Origin of the sequence: Paenibacillus fonticola DSM 21315, from assembly GCF_000381905.1 — a bacterium.
GTDB classification, from domain to species: Bacteria; Bacillota; Bacilli; order Paenibacillales; family Paenibacillaceae; genus Fontibacillus; species Fontibacillus fonticola.
Window position 1 is genome coordinate 1 of the sequence record NZ_KB907257.1, and the last position, 17,445, is coordinate 17,445.

Consider the following 17,445-nt stretch of genomic DNA (forward strand, 5'->3'; position numbering starts at 1 on the left):
CCCAGTTCTTTGATGAGTTTACGAAGTGCCGCCGCCGAATGTGGAATGCTCCCGTAATAGCGAGGGGCTTCCCCGGTTGAATCCGCAATGGCCACCGAAATTTTTTCTTTGGATACATCTAAACCGACGAATTTTGTGATAGACTGCATAGTATCAGCTCTCCTTTGCTATGTAGCTCTGAAATGGTTGGTCTTTCCACTTTCCATTTTAACCTACGAGATGTAGCAATGTGGAGGGCTGTCTGTTTATCGTTCATCATAGCTAGAATTACACAACAGTCGGTAATACTAAATCCAATCTTTGCAAGGAGTAACTTCCTCCAAAACCGAAGTAAACGACGTGGTTTTCCAGCGTGACTGCGTGGCCATTCGTAAATACTTAGTATAGGATGCAGAAATCTGTAAATGTTCTGCAGGGTGAAGGACAATATAGGCGTTATTTTCAGGCCTGGGGCTTCCTCTGTAATTTTCGGGTAATTAAATCCCTCCACCGGCTTAGCGGGTCGTTTTTTGTTTCGCGCGTTTCACGCACTCAACTAGCTAAAGCCTAAAAAAAGCAGCTTAAATCTCTGAAACCAGAGAAATTAAGCTGCTTTATTGTGTATGGGCGTACAGGGATTAATCTTCGAGCTCCACATTATGATATACCTGCTGTACGTCCTCCAAATCCTCCAGCGCGTCGATCAATTTTTCAAATTGCACCTGCGCTTCCTCCGAAAGATTCACGTAGTTCTGAGCCAGCATCGTCAGCTCGGCGACGGTAAATTCCGAAATGCCTGCAGCGCGGAATGCCTCCTGCACAGCGTGAAATTGATCCGGCTCTGCATAGACGATCACATTGTCCTCTTCGTCAATGATATCCCTGACGTCCAAGTCGGCCTCCATCATTATCTCGAAAACTTCATCGATTGTTTTGTCCGCTACGCCAATAACCGCTGTGGCATCGAACATATAGGATACCGAGCCGCTTACCCCCATGCTTCCGCCGTTTTTGTTGAAGGCCGAGCGTACTTCGGGTGCCGTCCGGTTTACGTTATTCGTCAAAGTGTCAACAATGACCATCGAACCGTTTGGCCCAAAGCCTTCATAACGCAGCTCTTCATAGGTTTCTTCCGCGCTTCCCTTAGCCTTGTCCAATGCACGATCGATGATGGCCTTAGGCACATTATACGTTTTGGCGCGTTCAAGTACGACCTTTAATGCGCGGTTCGATTCAGGATCCGGCTCCCCTTTCTTGGCAGCCACGTAGATCTCGACGCCGAACTTCGCATATATACGACTCGTATTCGCATCCTTCGATGCTTTCTTCTCTTTAATATTATTCCATTTACGACCCATGTTGTTCCCGCTTTCTTATATTATTTTTCGTTCCTATTATAACATCTTCCGCCAATTTGAAAAATTGTGGGTGGCTCATATATTCAGAGGAATGCATGCAGGAGTTCCGTAGCTCGTCCCACTGCTTCCTCCAGGGAGATCATTTCCTTCTCTTGCCTGCTCCGCTCCACAAATTCAACCAAACCATCAGCGGCACCTTTGCCAACGACGATGCGAACCGGCAGACCTATCAAATCCGCATCTTTGAATTTTACGCCCGGCCGCTCATCCCGGTCGTCGAGCAGAACTTCGACCCCTTGCTTGACCATGCGGTCATAAAGCTGCCGCGCGGTGTTCACCTGCATTTCGTCTTTCACTGAAACTGGGATAATATGTACCTGCATCGGGGCGATGCTTACAGGCCAGATCATACCGTCTTCATCATGGTGCTGTTCAATGATGGCCGAGAGTATCCGCGAGATCCCGATACCGTAACAACCCATAATCATCGTCTGTTCATTCCCGGAAGCATCGTGAAAAGCAGCGCCCAACTGCTCGCTATACTTCGTCCCGAGCTTGAAGACATGCCCGATCTCGATTCCTTTGTAGAACTTGAAAGTTCCTTCCTTGCAGCGCGGACAGCACTCCCCTTCTTTAACATTACGAAAGTCTCCGATATGGTTCAGCGGAATATCACGCCTGACATGAAGATTTCTGTAATGGTAATCTTTTTCGTTAGCTCCTGCAATGGCGTTCGTCATATGGATGACGGATTGATCGATCAATACGGGAAGAGACAAGCCTTTTGGCCCGATAAAACCAGTGGCTACTCCCGTTAACTTTAGTACGGTATCCGCATCGGCGATAGAAATCGCTTCGGCTCCAAGGTAATTTTTCACTTTAATTTCGTTAATTTCGTCTTTTCCGGAAACAACGACGGCCACAGCTTGAAGATCTGCCATAAATACTACCGTTTTAAGAATTACCGCAGGATCGATATGTAAATTCGCAATCAGCTCATCAATTGTGCGCAGGTTCGGCGTATGGAATTTCTCAGCTTCAAGCCCGGTTTCGAACTCTGGGCTGGAACTTAGCTCGTCCGTGGTCAGCACTATTTCATCATCGAAGCTGATGGCTTTAACCGACTCCGCCTGTTCAAGATTCGCCGCATAATCGCAGCTACTGCATGTTACTACGGTATCCTCGCCAATATCCGCAAGTGCCATAAATTCATGGGTTTCCCCTTCACCTCCGATTGCTCCTGCATCAGCTTCTACCGCACGGAAATTCAGATTACAGCGATGAAATATCCTTTCGTAGGCATGAAACATGCTCCAGTAAGCCTGATCTAGCCCTTCCCAGTCTATATCAAAGGAATAGGCATCCTTCATCAAAAATTCCCTGCCGCGCAGCAGTCCAAACCGAGGCCGGCGTTCGTCCCGGAATTTCGTCTGGATTTGATATAAAATGACCGGCAGCTTGCGATAAGAATTAATTTCACTGCGCACGAGCGTCGTGATCACCTCTTCATGAGTCGGACCGAGAGCAAATTCGCGGTCGTGCCGGTCATGCAGCCGAATCAGTTCCGGCCCATAAAGAGAATACCGGCCCGACTCCTTCCACAACTCTGCTGGCTGCATAGCGGGCATAAGCAGTTCCTGAGCTTCTGCCGCATCCATTTCCTCGCGCACGATTTGCTCGATTTTGCGAAGCACGCGCCTTCCAAGCGGTAAATAAGTATAGATGCCCGATGCCAACTGCCGAATAAATCCAGCTCGAATCAGCAGCTGATGGCTTACAGCCTCTGCTTCACCTGGCGACTCACGCAGTGTGTTAAGCAATAACTTGCTTTGTTTCATTTTGTACACCCTCCTCATTTTTCAATTCACCAGCTATCAAAAACAAAAAGACACATTCGTCAGGGACGAATGTGTCGTGGTACCACCCTATTTATGACCGCAGCATGCATGAAGCTGACGATCCTCAAGACGATAACGGCATAATGCCGGTTGCGGTTAGTCTATTATATCATCAATAGGATTCCCGCTACAGCTCGCAAGGTAGGAGCCGGTTTGCCCGCGATGAGAATCCTTTCAGCCAGGGGATTCCTCTCTGGTCAGCGAGCCAAGAACCGCTGCCTTGGTCTAAGCTATTGTCGATATGTTACTTGAATACAGCTTGGATTATATAAGTATTTAATACAAAATACCTGATTACAACAATATAGTCAATCCCGCTTACCCCAAATATAACGGCATTTCCTTGACTCCCCGGACGATCATGCCAGGCCGCCATTCCAGCTCGCTTACATCGGCTTTGAGCCGAATATTCGGATATTGCTTCAGCAGGGTGTTGATAGCAATTTCCCCTTCCAGCCGGGCGAGAGGCGCACCAAGACATAGATGGATTCCTTTGCCGAAGGCCAGATGCGGGCTCTTCTCCCTTGAAATGTCAAAGAGATCGGGATCGTTGAACTGTTCCGGGTCACGGTTTGCCGAGCTCAGGGAAATAATTACTGATTCTCCTCTTTTCATGGATACACCCTTGAATTCAAGATCCTCCCTTGCCCAACGGCCCGTACTGAATTCAACGGGACCGTTATAACGCAGTATTTCTTCGATCGCCGTATGAATCAGCTCGGGCCGGCTCTGCAGTAAACGAAGCTGTTCCGGGTGCTGGAGCAGGGCAAGAATGCCGTTGCCGATCAAATTGACGGTCGTTTCATGACCAGCAATGATGAGCAGCATAACGAGATTGTACAGCTCAACCTCTGTAAGCCGGTCTCCTTGTTCCTCCGCAATAACTAATTGGCTGATCAAATCATCGCCCGGCTGTTTTCTGACTTTGGAAATCCAGTCCGCCAAATACTCCCTGAACTCCATAATTAAACCGCGCATCTCCTCATCAGGTCCCTGGCCAGTCTGCTCGATAAGCGCATTCGACCAGGCCCGAAACTTATTCCGATCCGAATTCGGCACGCCCAGCATCTCGCTGATCACAATGATCGGCAGTGGGAATGCGTATTCATCGATCAAATTTATCGTCTCCTGGCCTTCCACCTCTGCCAGCAGCTCATCTGCGATTTGCTGGATCCGTCCCCTCATGCCGGAAATCAACTGCGGCGTAAACGCTTTTTGTACCAGACCTCTCAATCTCTTATGATCCGGCGGATCGGAGAACAACATATTATTATTCATAAAGGGCATATCTTCTTCAATCCCGGCATTCCTCATATCTTTCACAAAACGAGGATCTTTCAAGGCTTCAACAGCATCGCTATACCTCGTAATGATCCAGCCATAATGCCCATCTGGAAACAGCATGCGCATAATCGGCTCTTTTTCTCTCATTTGCTCATAGACTGGAAACGGATTCTGTGTAAATGCTTCAGTAAACAAACTTTCGCTTAAGGACGGATTGGTCTGCATAATAATAGCTCCTCTCTCCTCATCTGAAATTGTAAATCAACTACAAGAAAATATTACCATGACGTTTATCACGATAGCAAATAAACGTAAATCTGCCTATTTTTACATGAAATCAAATTTCATAACTTTCCGTTCATTTCGCCTTATTTGCAAGTCCCAGCCAAAATGAGCAGATATCAACTCCTGGCCAAGACGGCATGCTATGATGACACCAATCAATGGATAAGGAGGCCTACCTATGCCATTGTCGGTAGCTTATATTGGATTTGGCAACAGTGTGGTGAACTATCATCTGCCCTATTTAGAGGCACGGCCAAGTATTAAGGTCAAAAGCATATACAGAAGAGCCGAAGACCGGATTGGCGATACCGATAGAGAAAATTACTATCCCTCCATACAATTTACGACTGATCTCGACGATTTGTGGAATGACGCTGAAATTGAATTAATCGTAGTCTGTACGCATGTCGATAGTCACGCTTACTATGCGAAGCTAGCTTTGGAGCACAACAAACATGTGCTCGTTGAGAAGCCCTTCGCGGCTAGCAGCGAAGAAGCGCAGATGATATTTGATCTTGCCGCTCGTAAAGGTTTATTGCTATGGCCTACCAGAATCGCCGATTCGACGGCGACTTCCTGACACTAAAAAAGGTGCTGGATAGCGGAAAACTCGGCCGGATCGTGGAAATTCAATCGCACTACAGCTATTTCCGTCCCCAGTCAATTCAACCAGGTTTCGGACTGTTAAGCGGATTGGCTGTTCATACGATCGATCAATTGGTATCCTTATATGGGAAGGCTGAGAAATGTCATTATGATGTCAGAAGCATCTATTACCCCGGAGAGTCCGATGATTACATCGATATCGACTTTCATTACGGCATCCTCAAAGCAACGGTCAAATCGAGCTTGAGCGTCAAAAGCCAGCCTCCCAAATTTATCGTGCATGGAGACCGGGGCAGCTTCATCAAGTACAGCAGCGGTCATCAGCAGAAAAACGATCATGGTCCTACACGCGTGACTTACGAACGTGAACCGGAGGACAATTGGGGAAAGCTGTCCTGGATTGGCGAGGATGGTTCCGAGTACAATGAACTCGTCCCTTCGGAGGTAACCGACTACGGCCGGCTATACGAAAAATTGTATCAATGCATCCGCCTTAACAAGGAAAAGCCCGTTAAGGATCACGAAGTATTATATGTGCTAAACGTTTTGGATGCTGGTGTGGCAGCGGCAAAAGCCGCTAAAGTAAGTTAATTCATGCAATTCATTGCTACGGAGAGGAGATTTTTTCATGAACATCGCAACAATAGGAAGCGGCTTCATAGTGGATGCTTTTTTATCGGCTGTAAACCAAATAGAGGATATACAATGTACAGCCGTCTATTCACGGAAGGAGGAGACGGCCAAGCCTTTGATGGAGAAATACAACATCGCGGCCGTCTACACAAAGCTTGAAGCGCTGATGGAAGATCCAAATGTCGACGCAGTGTACATCGCTTCTCCAAACAGCCTGCACTTTGAACAGGCATACCTGGCGCTGCAGCATGGCAAGCATGTCATCTGCGAGAAGCCCTTTACGTCAACTATAGCGGAGCTTGACCAGTTAATCGCCTTAGCGAAGCAGAAGCAGCTGCTTCTGTTTGAGGCCATTACTACGCTTCACCTGCCCAATTTTCAATTGATCAAGGAACAGCTCAGTAAACTGGGAGCGATTAAATTTATCCAATGCAATTATAGCCAATATTCGAGCAGATACGGTCAACTGCTAAACGGCGAAACGCCAAATGTGTTCAGCACTCAGTTCTCTGGGGGCGCGCTGACAGACATTAACATTTACAACCTCCACTTTGTGCTGAAACTGTTTGGCTCCCCTCAATCTGTAAGCTATACAGCGAATAAGCATCCAAACGGAATTGATACATCGGGAACGGTGGTGCTGAAATACCCTGAATTTATCGCACAATGTGTAGGCTGCAAGGATACCAACAGCATGAATTTCGTGCTCATCCAAGGCGAAAAAGGCTATCTTCATGTAGAAAAAGGAGCCAACGGCTGCCGGAAGCTAGTTCTGCATACGAATGACAGCGAAATCGAACTCAATGCGCAGACGAACGATAATCTGCTGTATTATGAGTTGGCTGCGTTTAATCATATTTACAAAACAAACGATTTTGAACAATGTTATCGGCTGTTAGAGCACAGTCGTTCCGTTATTGAAACGGTCGTACAAGCCCGGAACGATGCGGGAATTGTTTTTGCCGCCGACCTGGATCACTCAGCTGCAGCGAATAGGAACTGATCAATCAAAATGCAATGCAGGATAGAATCAAGGAAAATCTAAAGGATAGAAGCCATGACCTCCCGGGCTTCTATCCTTCATTTGTTAATGTGCTCATATAGAGAACATCGAAAATGTACTGCACTGAAATTGTACCGGTTATTTTGGATAAACGCATTCGCTCTCTATCCATACCTATTATTATGGCTTCATCGCACAGCTTGGCCTCCATTCCCGGCTCCACCCGGCCTTGGCGTGACATACGCTCTTTCTTGATCCCGCTGCGGATAGTCCAGGGCCATTTTTAATTGAAAATCAGGATAGCCTTTCACGCCCAGCTTCTTACACAGCCTGACGACCGTAGAAGAGCTTGTGTAGGTTAATCGAGCCAGTTCCTGCGCTGTAACTTCGAACACCATACCCGGCTGCTTTAATATGTAATCGACAATGCTTTTCTCCTGTGTCGTCAAATTTTTCATATATTTCATTTTCTGAATTAACATGAAACCCATCCTTTCCTTATGCTTCTATAACCCTAATTCGCTAGATCACAGTATTCATTAATCCCAGTATACTATCAAACAAAGAGGAATCCTGACGGATTCCCCTTTGACTCCAATAAAAAATGACATGAGCTCAGCTAGTTAATGACTTAAGTTTAGCGCGTTTTGATTTCAAGCTGCTTGCCAATTAGGCCCGGATAAGCGCCTTGTGCGATTTTTTCAAGCTTTGTAGCATGAACCATAAGAAACTTGTTTTCTTATTCAGCAGCACATTACCGCCCGCTTCTCTTACAGAATCAAGCGGCTGATTCGTTCCCTGCGGCAATATGACAATCGTCAGGTAACCTTCATCGGAAGCCCTGTAAAGCATTTGTTCGTGACATTCTTATGCAAAGACACATTTTAGTATCGAACCCACCAAATGAACAAGCGAACTTCCATACTTCAACATATAAAGGTACATGGAGTTTATCCACTTTTTTTGAAAGGAGTCAGCGAATCGCTCATGAACCCAAATAAAATTTGCTTCATTTATTGCGCAAACCGACTAGAACAATTGCTAGAATCTACACGTCATATTTCAGCCCTCTATATTCCCGACGGATTTGAAGTAGAAGTTTTAATTATTTGCGGGGCTAAAAGCATGGCATCAGGCTACAATCGAGCGATGCTTGAGTCTGATGCGAAATATAAAGTGTACCTGCATCAAGATGTCTACATCCTTAATGAAAATTTCATTCAAGATACGATTCATATTTTTCAGCAGCATGCAAACCTGGGTCTGATAGGCGTAATTGGCTCAGCCTACGTTCCGGAAAACGGAATGTGGTGGGACTCCGGCGAAAACTACGGTCAGGTTTACGGCAGCCACTCAGGCAGCATGGAACTGCTGGCCTTCAATCCATGTGAAAAAGAACGCTCGTATCAGCCTGTTACAGCTGTCGATGGATTGCTCATCATGACGCAAACGGATATTTCCTGGCGCGATGATCTATTCCATAATTGGGACTTCTATGATATATCACAGTGCATGGAATTTGCCCGGGCCGGTTATGAGATTGGCATCCCTCATCAGGATACCCCTTGGGTTGTTCATGACTGCGGAGTAGCTGATCTGGCTAATTATGAGGACAATCGTGTACGTTTCCTCCAGGAATATGGCGAGGATATCCGCAAGAGCTTTATAGCCTATTATGAGAATCGATGCAACCAATTTCCGTCAGGGACAGCATCCAGTAACGTTTTAAACTTGTCTTTGATTGAGAAGCATAAGCAACAATTTAACATAAATTCCGATTGCCAAAGTACATTTGAAAAGGAGCGCTGTACAACAATGAGTATAAATGATGAGTTTCAAATTTCTGAAATGCTTGAGAGGGTCAAAAATACGGAAGGTTATTTAATGGAGCTTGAAATACTAGCTCTCCTTCATCTGCCTCTGCTGGTAGATCATATTTCAGGCGGCCTCGTTGAAATCGGAACCTTCAAGGGAAAAAGCGCGATCGCACTCGGACTGAGCAGTCAATATCTTACAACGCAAAAACGTCCCATTCATATTATCGATCCCTTTTATCATCCCGCCTTGCCCGTAAACTATGAAGACGATTTCGATGAAAATATCCGCAACGCTGGTTTGGAGCCTCACATTCGGAAAATCAAAAAGCCTAGCCAAGAAGCTTACGACGACTGCCCTCCAGCAATTGCAGCGCTGTTCATTGATGGTGATCACAGTTATAACGGGGTTAAGCACGATATTATCTATTATGCATCACGAGTCGTCTCTGGCGGAATCATTGCCTTCCATGACTACTCCTATAAAACATGCCCAGGATATGAATGGGCAGAACTGCCCGGTGTTACCCAAGCGGTGGATGAGATGCGTTTAGATGATAATTACTCTTATTTGTGTGACTATAACAGCCTGCGGCTTTTCCGTAAGATATAAAGCCGTGATCGTACATGATGATTACAAATCGCCGGCTCGCTGTTATTGACACATTTTTTCCTTGGCAGTTAAGCGGGTTTCGTTACTGGGAAAATATTCAAATCCATGCCCAGCGTCCAGACACTTTGTTTTTTGCCACAGAACCTCATTCGGACAAATTCCCTAAAATTGTATATCCGTTCTCTCAGTTTAAGAAGTTAGCTGACTCCGAAGGAATTACAGACGTATATTGTGTTTTTTTAAACTTAGTATTAAGTCTGCTGGGGGCTTACACACTGCCTGATGGCACCCAAGTGCCAGGCTCGAATCCATATATAAATATTAGGGACTTCTTAATGGAGCGCAAGATTAAACTGCACACGACACTGTATCCAGGCGGCGGACTCGCTCAGGGAACTAGGCCTGAATTTTTCGACATTGTAACAGCCAATTGTTCAACCATCTTTACTAATGTTGAAGAAGTTCTCTTAAATATTAAGACGAGTATTTATCAACCTGTCGTAATAAATACTGAACTGTACAATCTCGCTGCAAGATGCTGGAGTCCCCCCTTTCATCTCATTTTTTGCGCCTTCAATTATCCCAGGAAGGGCTTCCCTTTACTTGTTAAAGCTTACAACAGTCTCAATTCAGATGATTTTCACCTCCATATCGTAGGTAATTGGGAGGATCAACTTTCACAATTAAAAAATAAGCGCTATACGTTTCATGGTGCACTGCAACCCGAAAAATTGGCGCTTCTGTACCAGCACTGCCACGTATTCATCAATTGCAGCAGGCCTGACCACCTAGCTTTGGACGGTTTTCCTACTACGACTGCGGCAGATGCCATGGCTACGGGCTGCCTTCTGTTGACGACAAATCCTCGGAATGACCAGCTCATATTAAAAGAAGGAATGGATTATTTGAAAATAGACGCTGAGGCCCAGTCCATTCTCCATAGCCTAAACTGGATCAGCAATCATACCCGCAAGGCAAAACGGATAGCGGCGAATGGTGCAAAGACCGTCAGATCCAGCTTCAATATGAAAAAGATCGTGAACAAAAAATTGACACATCTACTCGGTAATACCTAAAGCAATTTCGGTAGAGATGGGACTGTCCAATAAGGCCCTAAAATAAAAATTGGACGGACAACTAATACAAAAAACCTTGCGATAAATCATGATTTCCCACGCACAAGGAACGGGGGCATCATTGTTTACCGCAAGGTTTACCTAATTATTACCGTATAATCTTTTTTTTGAAGACAGCGGGAACACCTGCATACAGGGCATTCGCAGGCACCGTATCCTTGACAAACGCTCCGCCGCCAATGATTGACCAAGCTCCGATCGTCACCTTTTCTCGGACAGCTGATCCCGTACCGATAAACACGCCTTCCTCCATTGTTACGTTACCGCTAATGTTTACGCCGGGGGAAATAGTGCAGTGCTCGGCAATCGTCACATCATGGGCCAAAGTAACCTGCGTATTGATGATAACAAATTTTCCGATGTTCACGTTAATGCTCACGATCGATCCGGCACAAACGATGCTATTATCGTCAACCTGACTGCTTCGCGGAATATTAACAGCTGGATGAACAAGCGGACCGGCTAATCGAAAACCGGCGTCCCTCGTTTTGCGGGCAAATTTTCTCTTTAAAACAGGATCACCCACCCCGCTGCAAATCACTTCCACTTCATTTCTGTAAGCATAAATATGTTGAATATCTCCTAGTACAGGAACGCCATCCACCATTTGCCCCCGCATTTCCTCCCGTTCATCCAGAAACCCGGCTACGTTCCGTCCTAGTACTTCGCACAGGGCGAGAACTTCCCGCCCCATTCCTCCGCAGCCCCAAATGACCAGTTTTGCATCATGCATTCGCTAGACACCTGACGATGTGCTCGATTTGCTCTTGCTCCATGTCTTCCCAAATGGGTAAGCTAATAATCCGGTTACTGATATCCTCAGTAATGTTGAGCAATCCTCGAGGGTGCAGCTCAAACATTTGATGAAGGTGACAAGGTGGTGAGAAATAAGTTCTAACCTGTATGCCTGATGCGTCCAGCTTGTTGACGTAATATTTATTGTCCCGATCGGTTCGGCACAGGACCGGATAAAACTGATATGCCACTTTGCCTTTTGCCTGCTGAACTCTCCATCCCAAATCAGAGAGCTTATGTCTCCTCCAAGCTTCCTCATACCATTCTCCAATTTGCTCCCGTTTCGCAATCTTCTCATGAAATACATCCAGTGTAGCCAGCCCTATAGCCGCCGTATACTCTGATATTTTCCCATTCAAACCCAATTGCTTCGATTCCCGTTGTTCGTTAAATCCAAAGTTGGCGGAACGCCGTATACTTTGGATCAGCTCCTGGTCTCCACTGTAAACGATCGCCCCTTCTCCGATCCCGAATGATTTCGTGGCATGGAAGCTGTAGACGATCGCTCCCTGGAACCCTCGCTCATCTTGCTGCGCCAGAGCAGAACCGAAACTGGAAGCGCCATCGATAACAACCGGTATGCCGCGCTGGAGCAAAGACTCATAATAGGCGAAGTTGAGGGAAGCACCGAACGTGGCGTAAGGAACAACTACAGCCACTTCCTCCCCAAGCATCTGTATGGCTTCCTCCAGCCTCTTTTCATCCATACACCAATGATCTGGATCTATATCGATATAATAAGGCTCTAACCCGCACCATAATGAACTCAGCGGAGTAGCCGGGAAGGTAAAGCTGGGCATAAGAGCATATTTGCCCCGGCGTCTCAACTGCGCAGTGGCGAGCATCAGACCGATTGTCGCATTGCTAACGGTCACTACAGCACCTTCATTATTAAAGTATTCAAGAAGAATTCGTTCCTCGAACGCTCTATTCAACGGACCGTTATTCGTATAAATTCTTGAAGCATCAATCCGTTCCAAATAATGTTGATAGCTTTCTTTCGGTACGAGCTTTGGCTTAAGAAATGGAATATAGTGCATTGACATCACTTCCCTCAATGTTTCATTGTTAGAGGCTCGGGGTATCTGGCCGTCTTTATCCCGAGCTCCACCATACGTCGAACTTTATTCCAATCCCCAGGCTCATTCAGCAAATAAGATCGGGGATCCCAAGGAATACATTTTAACCAGTTATGATAAAACATCGATGAAGTCGTCACTTTTGCGCACATGAGCGGCTCGGCATCATTCATTACCCATTGCTCGGGACCAATTAAATAATAAAACGGGTGATAAATGAGATCGGCTTGAGTTTCTTTCGCAAAAGCGACCAGCTTCTCAATACGGTCGTCAAAAAACTCATCATCGTCGTCCAAATGTGTAATAAAATGACCGGTCGCTAACTCCAGCGCACGGTTCGTCGGGATGCTTCCCGCCACGAGCCAGCGTTGATAAGTTTCACTCGGGTACTCTCCTCTGCTCTCCCTATTTTCGAATTTAATTCTGGGATCATTGAATTGGCGTATGACATCCGCGGTATGATCGGTACAGCCATCACCTACTACAATAATTTCCAAATTGGTGTACGTTTGCCGCACCGCTGATTTCAAGCTGCAGTTCAATAATGCGTCAGCCCGATTGTAAGTAGGGATACAGATCGTAACTAGGGGCTGCTCCAACTCATATATTTTCTTATATTGTTCTGTGCTGGCCGCTTGTAAGAAATCAGCTGGCGTCACCATTAAACTCACCTCTAGGCACCACATGGGTAAAAGAATAAATAAAATCAAAGTTTGTCTTCTCCAGCAGCTGCTCATTATTTGTAAAATAAAGATGAGGTCCGATTTTGCGAATACCGTGAATCGGTTCATTAAAATAACTTTTGACAAGAGCGATGACAAGCGTTTGTTCGTTGCAAATGTCAAGCAGCTTATGCTGCCATTCCTCTTTCGGGGCGCCCCAATGATCGGGACAGTAAACAAATACCGAACTTTTGCCGCTTGCCGCTACGATTTCCGCTATTTTGTCGGGATCGCTTTGATTAATAAACAGAGACAATGGCATTTTCGGCAGCTCCCAGCTTCTTCCCCACTTTGCCTCAAAATACGTTCTGTTGTTTGTAAATAAGCTGGACTTCTGCTCCTCATTCCACTGCTTGAACGTGGCATTCCCTTGATGAAATACGAATGCATCCTCAGCCACCGCAAGCCGGTATCCCGCTTGCTGCATCCGCAAGCAATAATCATCATCTTCAAACATGCCATAGCCGAAGTTTTTATCCAAATGGCCAATTTTCGCAAAGACCGTCTTTTTAATTGCCACACAGAAAAAGCCGAGCATTTCGGAATATCTCATTTTTTGATTGTAAAGCTCATGGAACTCATTCAACCAAGCTTCGTTCGCGCCTTGTATTTCATCACCTACAAAGAAATCCAGCTTCTGATCATTTCCTACAAAATTGGACACCGGTCCGACAGCACCGATTTTGTCATCCACTGTAAATGGCCGCAGTAAACGAGGGAGCCACTCTTTGGCAACGATGGTATCGTTGTTCAGCAGCACAACATAATCCCCTGTCGCATTCAATGTGCCGACAATATTTCCTCCAGCAAATCCCGTATTCTCTGATAGTAATATCGTTTTGATATGGGGGTGTTGTAGTTTTAGCAAATGTGTTGTTGTCTCATCCGTCGATGCGTTATCGACGAGAATAATTTCAAGGCGCGGGTAGTCGGTATAGCGAAGAAGACTGTCTATGCATCTGCGGGTCAAATTCCAATTGTTATGCGTAACGACAATGATGCTTACTTTAGGATACAGTTCATTCATGATGATCGCCTGGAAATCTTCATATCGATCGGCCCATGTATTATTGGCCGCAAATAGCCGGCGCTTCTCCACTTTCTCAGCGTGTTCCATGCTGTTCTGCTCCTGCAGAGCTTCCCAAATCGCAGCCTCGAACTCCTTTGCCCCTTTGGCAAGAGCGACATATTCCTGCATACTGTTCAACTCCGGCAATTCCGTCGATACGACCGGTTTACCCGCGGCTAAATATTCATATATTTTTACGGGATTCGTTGCCATTGTTAACTGGTTAATGTAAAAAGGAATCAAGCACACATCAAACTGATGAAGGTAGGCAGGCAATTCCGAATACGGCTTTTCGCCTAATAGAAGTACGTTGCTTAACATCTCGACTTTTGACGTATCGCTATAATAGGTATTCCCGATTAATACAAAATCCCAGTTTGGATTGCGTTCGGCCAGCTCATGGACGAGTCCCATGTCAAACCAGTCCGCGATAGCTCCGATGTAACCGATGACCGGTTTTCGAACGTTTGAAATATCGCTGGGCAGCTGGCTCGGCTTCTCTGCAAAATGTTTATAATCCCCTGCATTTCGAATAAGATGTACGGAAGAATTCAATTGTTTGGCTTTTTCACACAACAGATCAGAAGAAGTGACGACAGCGTCGGAACGACTCAGCAAATTGGGCTCTAAAGCAAGGAGTTCAGCAGATGTATTCGAAAATCCGGCATGCTCATCCATGCAATCGTAAATGACTTTATTATGATCAAGCTCAAAAACAAGGGTGGACCAGAACGGAAGATCGACGATCGTTACGGTTTGATGTATACCAAACCTTTGCTTCAATGCTTCTATGGACCATTTCAAATACTGTTTATCAAGCGGATGTTTAATCGTATCCCGATAAGCGTTCAAGCGGGAATACGAGCATAGTGTGACCAGCCATACATTATTTTGCTTTTCTTCAATGCGTAATTTCGCTCGGATTTCCTCGAAGTCTGCATTGCGATTATTGATTTGTTCGGATTCAATGGAAAAATAAAATACACGGTATCCGTGCTGGGCAAATTGTTGGCACAATTGCTGAGGTCTTTGCCATCTGTAGTCCCAGTCAATGATAGGAAAGCGGAAAATATCGATATCCAGTGTGGCTGGTTGAGATTCCAGCGAATCCAACGTATGTGCTTTACTCGGAAACGACCTCATTGTTAATTGCTCAGTTGCTGTATTTTTCAGCTGCATCTCCATCGGAGTAGGAATATGCTGCTGAGTTGCTGGGGCTGGAAAATGAATAACAGACTTGGCGGGGAGTTTGGCCCGATTTCTCTTTGTAAATTCCCAGTATTGTATTCTTCTGATCAATCTCCTTTTTTGCAGCCGCGCCTGCTTCTTTCCCTTTTTCCATTTAACAACTCCATTTAACATCTTTAGTAACCTTCGCTGCTCTTTGGTATACACGCTGATCCACCTTTCTAAGTCCTAAATGATCTATTATCAAATGCCCAGATAGTTTCTTACGATTTGTGGATGTGTTCCTGTAAAAGGAGTCGTTCGCACTTCATACTCCCCGTGGTGATAGGACCAATCCGGCTCCCCGATATTATCATATAGATTAACATCGCCACGCCGGTTATCGTTAAACTTGAACCTTTTGCCTAATGCGTAATGATAATGATACAGTGGAACATCGATGCGTTCGGAAGGCAGGGACCAAATATCACTGAATTCACCTCTTAGCGTACAGTGATGCTTCTCATCTTTATATCGAATCCCTCTTCCGTTTCTCCACATTCGAATAATATCATTGGACCATCTCTCATCATTAGCCGCATTGATCCGTATCGTCCAAGGATCTTTCCAAAAGTTTACGATCGGAAACTTAAGGACATCGGCATTCGTCTGGGCCAATTTTTCAAACAATACCGAATCCAGCGCATCATCGAAAATTTCATCTGCGTCTATGTTGGCAATCCAATCCCCCTGAGCCTGATCAACCATAAAATTCCGTACTTTGGATTCATCCCATTCATCGGTATAAGCTGTCCCCTGCCTGTTTCGGAATAGGTGAATATTGTGGCTATCCATATAGGATTTGATGATGGGGATGGATTGATCGGTACTCCCCCCATCTACAATTATGATTTCATCCGCGAAGGTTACGGCTCTTTCCAGAAATAGTCGCAAAAAGGTCTCCTCATTCAAAACGGGCGTTATTACCGTTAACTTCATCTGTCACCACACTCCAATGGTCATATATTGCACAGTCTATTCCAGCTGGATGGCCGGGAACATCGGCATTTGCCTGTTTTATGTGTGAAACAACTAATGAGGCGAGAAATAGTCATTTATATTAAGCGCTGCCTTCATCCGTCGCATATGTTAGAGAGAAACAATAAAAAATGAGCATAAAACGGAAAGGGGCGCTCGATTTGATGCTCGATCTCATCATTGTCACGTATAACTCCGCCTCATATATCAAGAAATGTATCCAGGCCATACGTGAGCACACGCCTCCGGAATACACGATTATCATTGTCGATAACGGCAGCACAGACGGTACCATTCAATACGCCGAGAACTGCCCTGATATTGTACTCCTGAAAAATGAGCGCAACACGGGCTTTGCCAGTGCCGTAAACCGCGGAATATTACAGGGAAATGGAGAGACCGTCGCCGTCATGAATCCAGATGTATTTGTTACAAGCGGCTGGCTCCCACCTCTTCTGGAAGCTCTTTGGGAGGATGAAAAAACGGCCATCGCAGCCCCCAAGTTAATCAACAGCGCCAATCAGTTGGTTGGCGTGGGAACAGATTGGGATTGGAAGTCTCCTTACTTTCTCTGTCCGGACGAACCGGGGCTTTTGGAAGAGACGAGGGCCTGCTTAGCGATCAATGGCGCTTGTTTTTTGTTAAAAAGACATTTATTGGAGAAGATCGGCTTGTTGGATGAGCACTACTTTCACTATTTTGAAGAAACGGATTATTGCTTCAACGCGAACTATTCCGGCTATAATGTCTTGTTTTGCCCGAAGAGTACGATTTATCACGAATATTACCCGAATCCGCAGCGCGATGAAGCCATCAGGCAATATTGGGTCCAGAGTGAAGCTTATTTTAACAGCAAGTGGAGCTACCCGGGCAATGGCGTTATCATAAAAAAGAAATAAAAAGGTGTCCCTTTCGTCATTTCATGACCAAGGGGACACCCTTGCGTTGTTTCATCAATCTATTAAT

Annotated in this window: 17 protein-coding genes; 6 read left to right on the top strand and 11 right to left on the bottom strand. The window is 45.6% G+C overall.

All coding sequences use genetic code 11. The features are described 5' to 3' along the window. Positions 1 to 617: 617 nt before the first annotated feature. From G358_RS0114050 to G358_RS0114060, 3 genes are all read right to left on the bottom strand, one after another. Positions 618 to 1,337 (bottom strand): YebC/PmpR family DNA-binding transcriptional regulator, encoded by a 720-nt coding sequence (locus tag G358_RS0114050; protein ID WP_019637873.1) that lies wholly within the window; start codon positions 1,335 to 1,337, stop codon positions 618 to 620. Positions 1,338 to 1,420: 83 nt separating this feature from the next. Further along, positions 1,421 to 3,175 (bottom strand): proline--tRNA ligase, encoded by a 1,755-nt coding sequence (locus tag G358_RS0114055; RefSeq protein ID WP_019637874.1) that lies wholly within the window; start codon positions 3,173 to 3,175, stop codon positions 1,421 to 1,423. 378 nt (positions 3,176 to 3,553) lie between these two features. Next, complete coding sequence (locus G358_RS0114060) at positions 3,554 to 4,744, bottom strand: cytochrome P450 family protein (RefSeq protein WP_019637875.1); 1,191 nt, start codon at positions 4,742 to 4,744, stop codon at positions 3,554 to 3,556. 238 nt (positions 4,745 to 4,982) lie between these two features. Here G358_RS0114060 and G358_RS33675 point away from each other — a divergent pair, with 238 nt between their 5' ends. From G358_RS33675 to G358_RS0114070, 3 genes are read left to right on the top strand one after another with little or no spacing between them, the layout of a single operon-like run. Continuing rightward, positions 4,983 to 5,384, top strand: a complete 402-nt coding sequence (locus G358_RS33675) for a Gfo/Idh/MocA family oxidoreductase (RefSeq protein ID WP_033404067.1) — start codon at positions 4,983 to 4,985, stop codon at positions 5,382 to 5,384. Further along, complete coding sequence (locus G358_RS33680; RefSeq protein ID WP_019637876.1) at positions 5,345 to 6,001, top strand: Gfo/Idh/MocA family oxidoreductase; 657 nt, start codon at positions 5,345 to 5,347, stop codon at positions 5,999 to 6,001. The genes G358_RS33675 and G358_RS33680 overlap by 40 nt, the downstream gene beginning before the upstream one ends. A gap of 37 nt (positions 6,002 to 6,038) precedes the next feature. Next, positions 6,039 to 7,046: a Gfo/Idh/MocA family protein gene (locus G358_RS0114070; RefSeq protein WP_019637877.1), complete on the top strand. Its 1,008-nt coding sequence runs from the start codon at positions 6,039 to 6,041 to the stop codon at positions 7,044 to 7,046. 188 nt (positions 7,047 to 7,234) lie between these two features. Here the strand turns inward: G358_RS0114070 and G358_RS0114075 are convergent, their stop codons facing one another. Next, positions 7,235 to 7,528: a MurR/RpiR family transcriptional regulator gene (locus tag G358_RS0114075; protein ID WP_019637878.1), complete on the bottom strand. Its 294-nt coding sequence runs from the start codon at positions 7,526 to 7,528 to the stop codon at positions 7,235 to 7,237. Positions 7,529 to 7,715: 187 nt separating this feature from the next. Beyond that, a complete protein-coding gene (locus tag G358_RS0114080; protein ID WP_019637879.1) occupies positions 7,716 to 7,898 on the bottom strand; it encodes a hypothetical protein in 183 nt (60 codons plus the stop codon). 51 nt (positions 7,899 to 7,949) lie between these two features. Between G358_RS0114080 and G358_RS31770 the strand changes: the two genes are divergently transcribed. Next, complete coding sequence (locus tag G358_RS31770; RefSeq protein WP_084662801.1) at positions 7,950 to 9,473, top strand: glycosyltransferase; 1,524 nt, start codon at positions 7,950 to 7,952, stop codon at positions 9,471 to 9,473. Between the two features lie 14 nt (positions 9,474 to 9,487). After that, positions 9,488 to 10,549, top strand: coding sequence for a glycosyltransferase (locus G358_RS0114090; protein ID WP_019637881.1), 1,062 nt, complete (start codon positions 9,488 to 9,490; stop codon positions 10,547 to 10,549). A 148-nt stretch (positions 10,550 to 10,697) separates the two neighbouring features. Here the strand turns inward: G358_RS0114090 and G358_RS0114095 are convergent, their stop codons facing one another. The 6 genes from G358_RS0114095 to G358_RS0114115 all read right to left on the bottom strand — a co-directional run bounded on the left by G358_RS0114095 (position 10,698) and on the right by G358_RS0114115 (position 16,440). After that, positions 10,698 to 11,342, bottom strand: coding sequence for an acetyltransferase (locus G358_RS0114095; protein ID WP_019637882.1), 645 nt, complete (start codon positions 11,340 to 11,342; stop codon positions 10,698 to 10,700). Further along, a complete protein-coding gene (locus G358_RS0114100; RefSeq protein WP_019637883.1) occupies positions 11,335 to 12,444 on the bottom strand; it encodes a DegT/DnrJ/EryC1/StrS family aminotransferase in 1,110 nt (369 codons plus the stop codon). The genes G358_RS0114095 and G358_RS0114100 overlap by 8 nt, the downstream gene beginning before the upstream one ends. Before the next feature lie 14 nt (positions 12,445 to 12,458). Further along, on the bottom strand, positions 12,459 to 13,145 hold the full coding sequence (locus G358_RS0114105; protein WP_019637884.1) for a glycosyltransferase family 2 protein: 687 nt from the start codon (positions 13,143 to 13,145) through the stop codon (positions 12,459 to 12,461). Next, a complete protein-coding gene (locus G358_RS30200) occupies positions 13,129 to 15,417 on the bottom strand; it encodes a glycosyltransferase (protein WP_169447435.1) in 2,289 nt (762 codons plus the stop codon). The genes G358_RS0114105 and G358_RS30200 overlap by 17 nt, the downstream gene beginning before the upstream one ends. A gap of 10 nt (positions 15,418 to 15,427) precedes the next feature. Continuing rightward, entirely contained in the window at positions 15,428 to 15,616 is a 189-nt protein-coding gene (locus G358_RS33480) for a hypothetical protein (RefSeq protein WP_169447436.1), read from the bottom strand. Between the two features lie 89 nt (positions 15,617 to 15,705). Next, positions 15,706 to 16,440, bottom strand: coding sequence for a glycosyltransferase (locus G358_RS0114115; protein ID WP_019637886.1), 735 nt, complete (start codon positions 16,438 to 16,440; stop codon positions 15,706 to 15,708). Between the two features lie 170 nt (positions 16,441 to 16,610). Here G358_RS0114115 and G358_RS0114120 point away from each other — a divergent pair, with 170 nt between their 5' ends. Further along, positions 16,611 to 17,378: a glycosyltransferase family 2 protein gene (locus tag G358_RS0114120; RefSeq protein WP_019637887.1), complete on the top strand. Its 768-nt coding sequence runs from the start codon at positions 16,611 to 16,613 to the stop codon at positions 17,376 to 17,378. Positions 17,379 to 17,445: the final 67 nt, after the last annotated feature.

What these genes read in the sequence shown, in the direction of transcription:
- G358_RS0114100 (WP_019637883.1), bottom strand. Translation starts at nt 12,444, where the DNA reads ATGCACTATATTCCATTTCTTAAGCCAAAGCTCGTACCGAAAGAAAGC.
- G358_RS0114055 (WP_019637874.1), bottom strand. Translation starts at nt 3,175, where the DNA reads ATGAAACAAAGCAAGTTATTGCTTAACACACTGCGTGAGTCGCCAGGT.
- G358_RS33680 (WP_019637876.1), top strand. Translation starts at nt 5,345, where the DNA reads ATGGCCTACCAGAATCGCCGATTCGACGGCGACTTCCTGACACTAAAA.
- G358_RS31770 (WP_084662801.1), top strand. Translation starts at nt 7,950, where the DNA reads ATGAACAAGCGAACTTCCATACTTCAACATATAAAGGTACATGGAGTT.
- G358_RS0114050 (WP_019637873.1), bottom strand. Translation starts at nt 1,337, where the DNA reads ATGGGTCGTAAATGGAATAATATTAAAGAGAAGAAAGCATCGAAGGAT.
- G358_RS33675 (WP_033404067.1), top strand. Translation starts at nt 4,983, where the DNA reads ATGCCATTGTCGGTAGCTTATATTGGATTTGGCAACAGTGTGGTGAAC.
- G358_RS0114060 (WP_019637875.1), bottom strand. Translation starts at nt 4,744, where the DNA reads ATGCAGACCAATCCGTCCTTAAGCGAAAGTTTGTTTACTGAAGCATTT.
- G358_RS30200 (WP_169447435.1), bottom strand. Translation starts at nt 15,417, where the DNA reads ATGAGGTCGTTTCCGAGTAAAGCACATACGTTGGATTCGCTGGAATCT.
- G358_RS33480 (WP_169447436.1), bottom strand. Translation starts at nt 15,616, where the DNA reads ATGGAAAAAGGGAAAGAAGCAGGCGCGGCTGCAAAAAAGGAGATTGAT.
- G358_RS0114070 (WP_019637877.1), top strand. Translation starts at nt 6,039, where the DNA reads ATGAACATCGCAACAATAGGAAGCGGCTTCATAGTGGATGCTTTTTTA.
- G358_RS0114075 (WP_019637878.1), bottom strand. Translation starts at nt 7,528, where the DNA reads ATGTTAATTCAGAAAATGAAATATATGAAAAATTTGACGACACAGGAG.
- G358_RS0114120 (WP_019637887.1), top strand. Translation starts at nt 16,611, where the DNA reads ATGAGCATAAAACGGAAAGGGGCGCTCGATTTGATGCTCGATCTCATC.
- G358_RS0114080 (WP_019637879.1), bottom strand. Translation starts at nt 7,898, where the DNA reads ATGCTTTACAGGGCTTCCGATGAAGGTTACCTGACGATTGTCATATTG.
- G358_RS0114115 (WP_019637886.1), bottom strand. Translation starts at nt 16,440, where the DNA reads ATGAAGTTAACGGTAATAACGCCCGTTTTGAATGAGGAGACCTTTTTG.
- G358_RS0114090 (WP_019637881.1), top strand. Translation starts at nt 9,488, where the DNA reads ATGATGATTACAAATCGCCGGCTCGCTGTTATTGACACATTTTTTCCT.
- G358_RS0114105 (WP_019637884.1), bottom strand. Translation starts at nt 13,145, where the DNA reads ATGGTGACGCCAGCTGATTTCTTACAAGCGGCCAGCACAGAACAATAT.
- G358_RS0114095 (WP_019637882.1), bottom strand. Translation starts at nt 11,342, where the DNA reads ATGCATGATGCAAAACTGGTCATTTGGGGCTGCGGAGGAATGGGGCGG.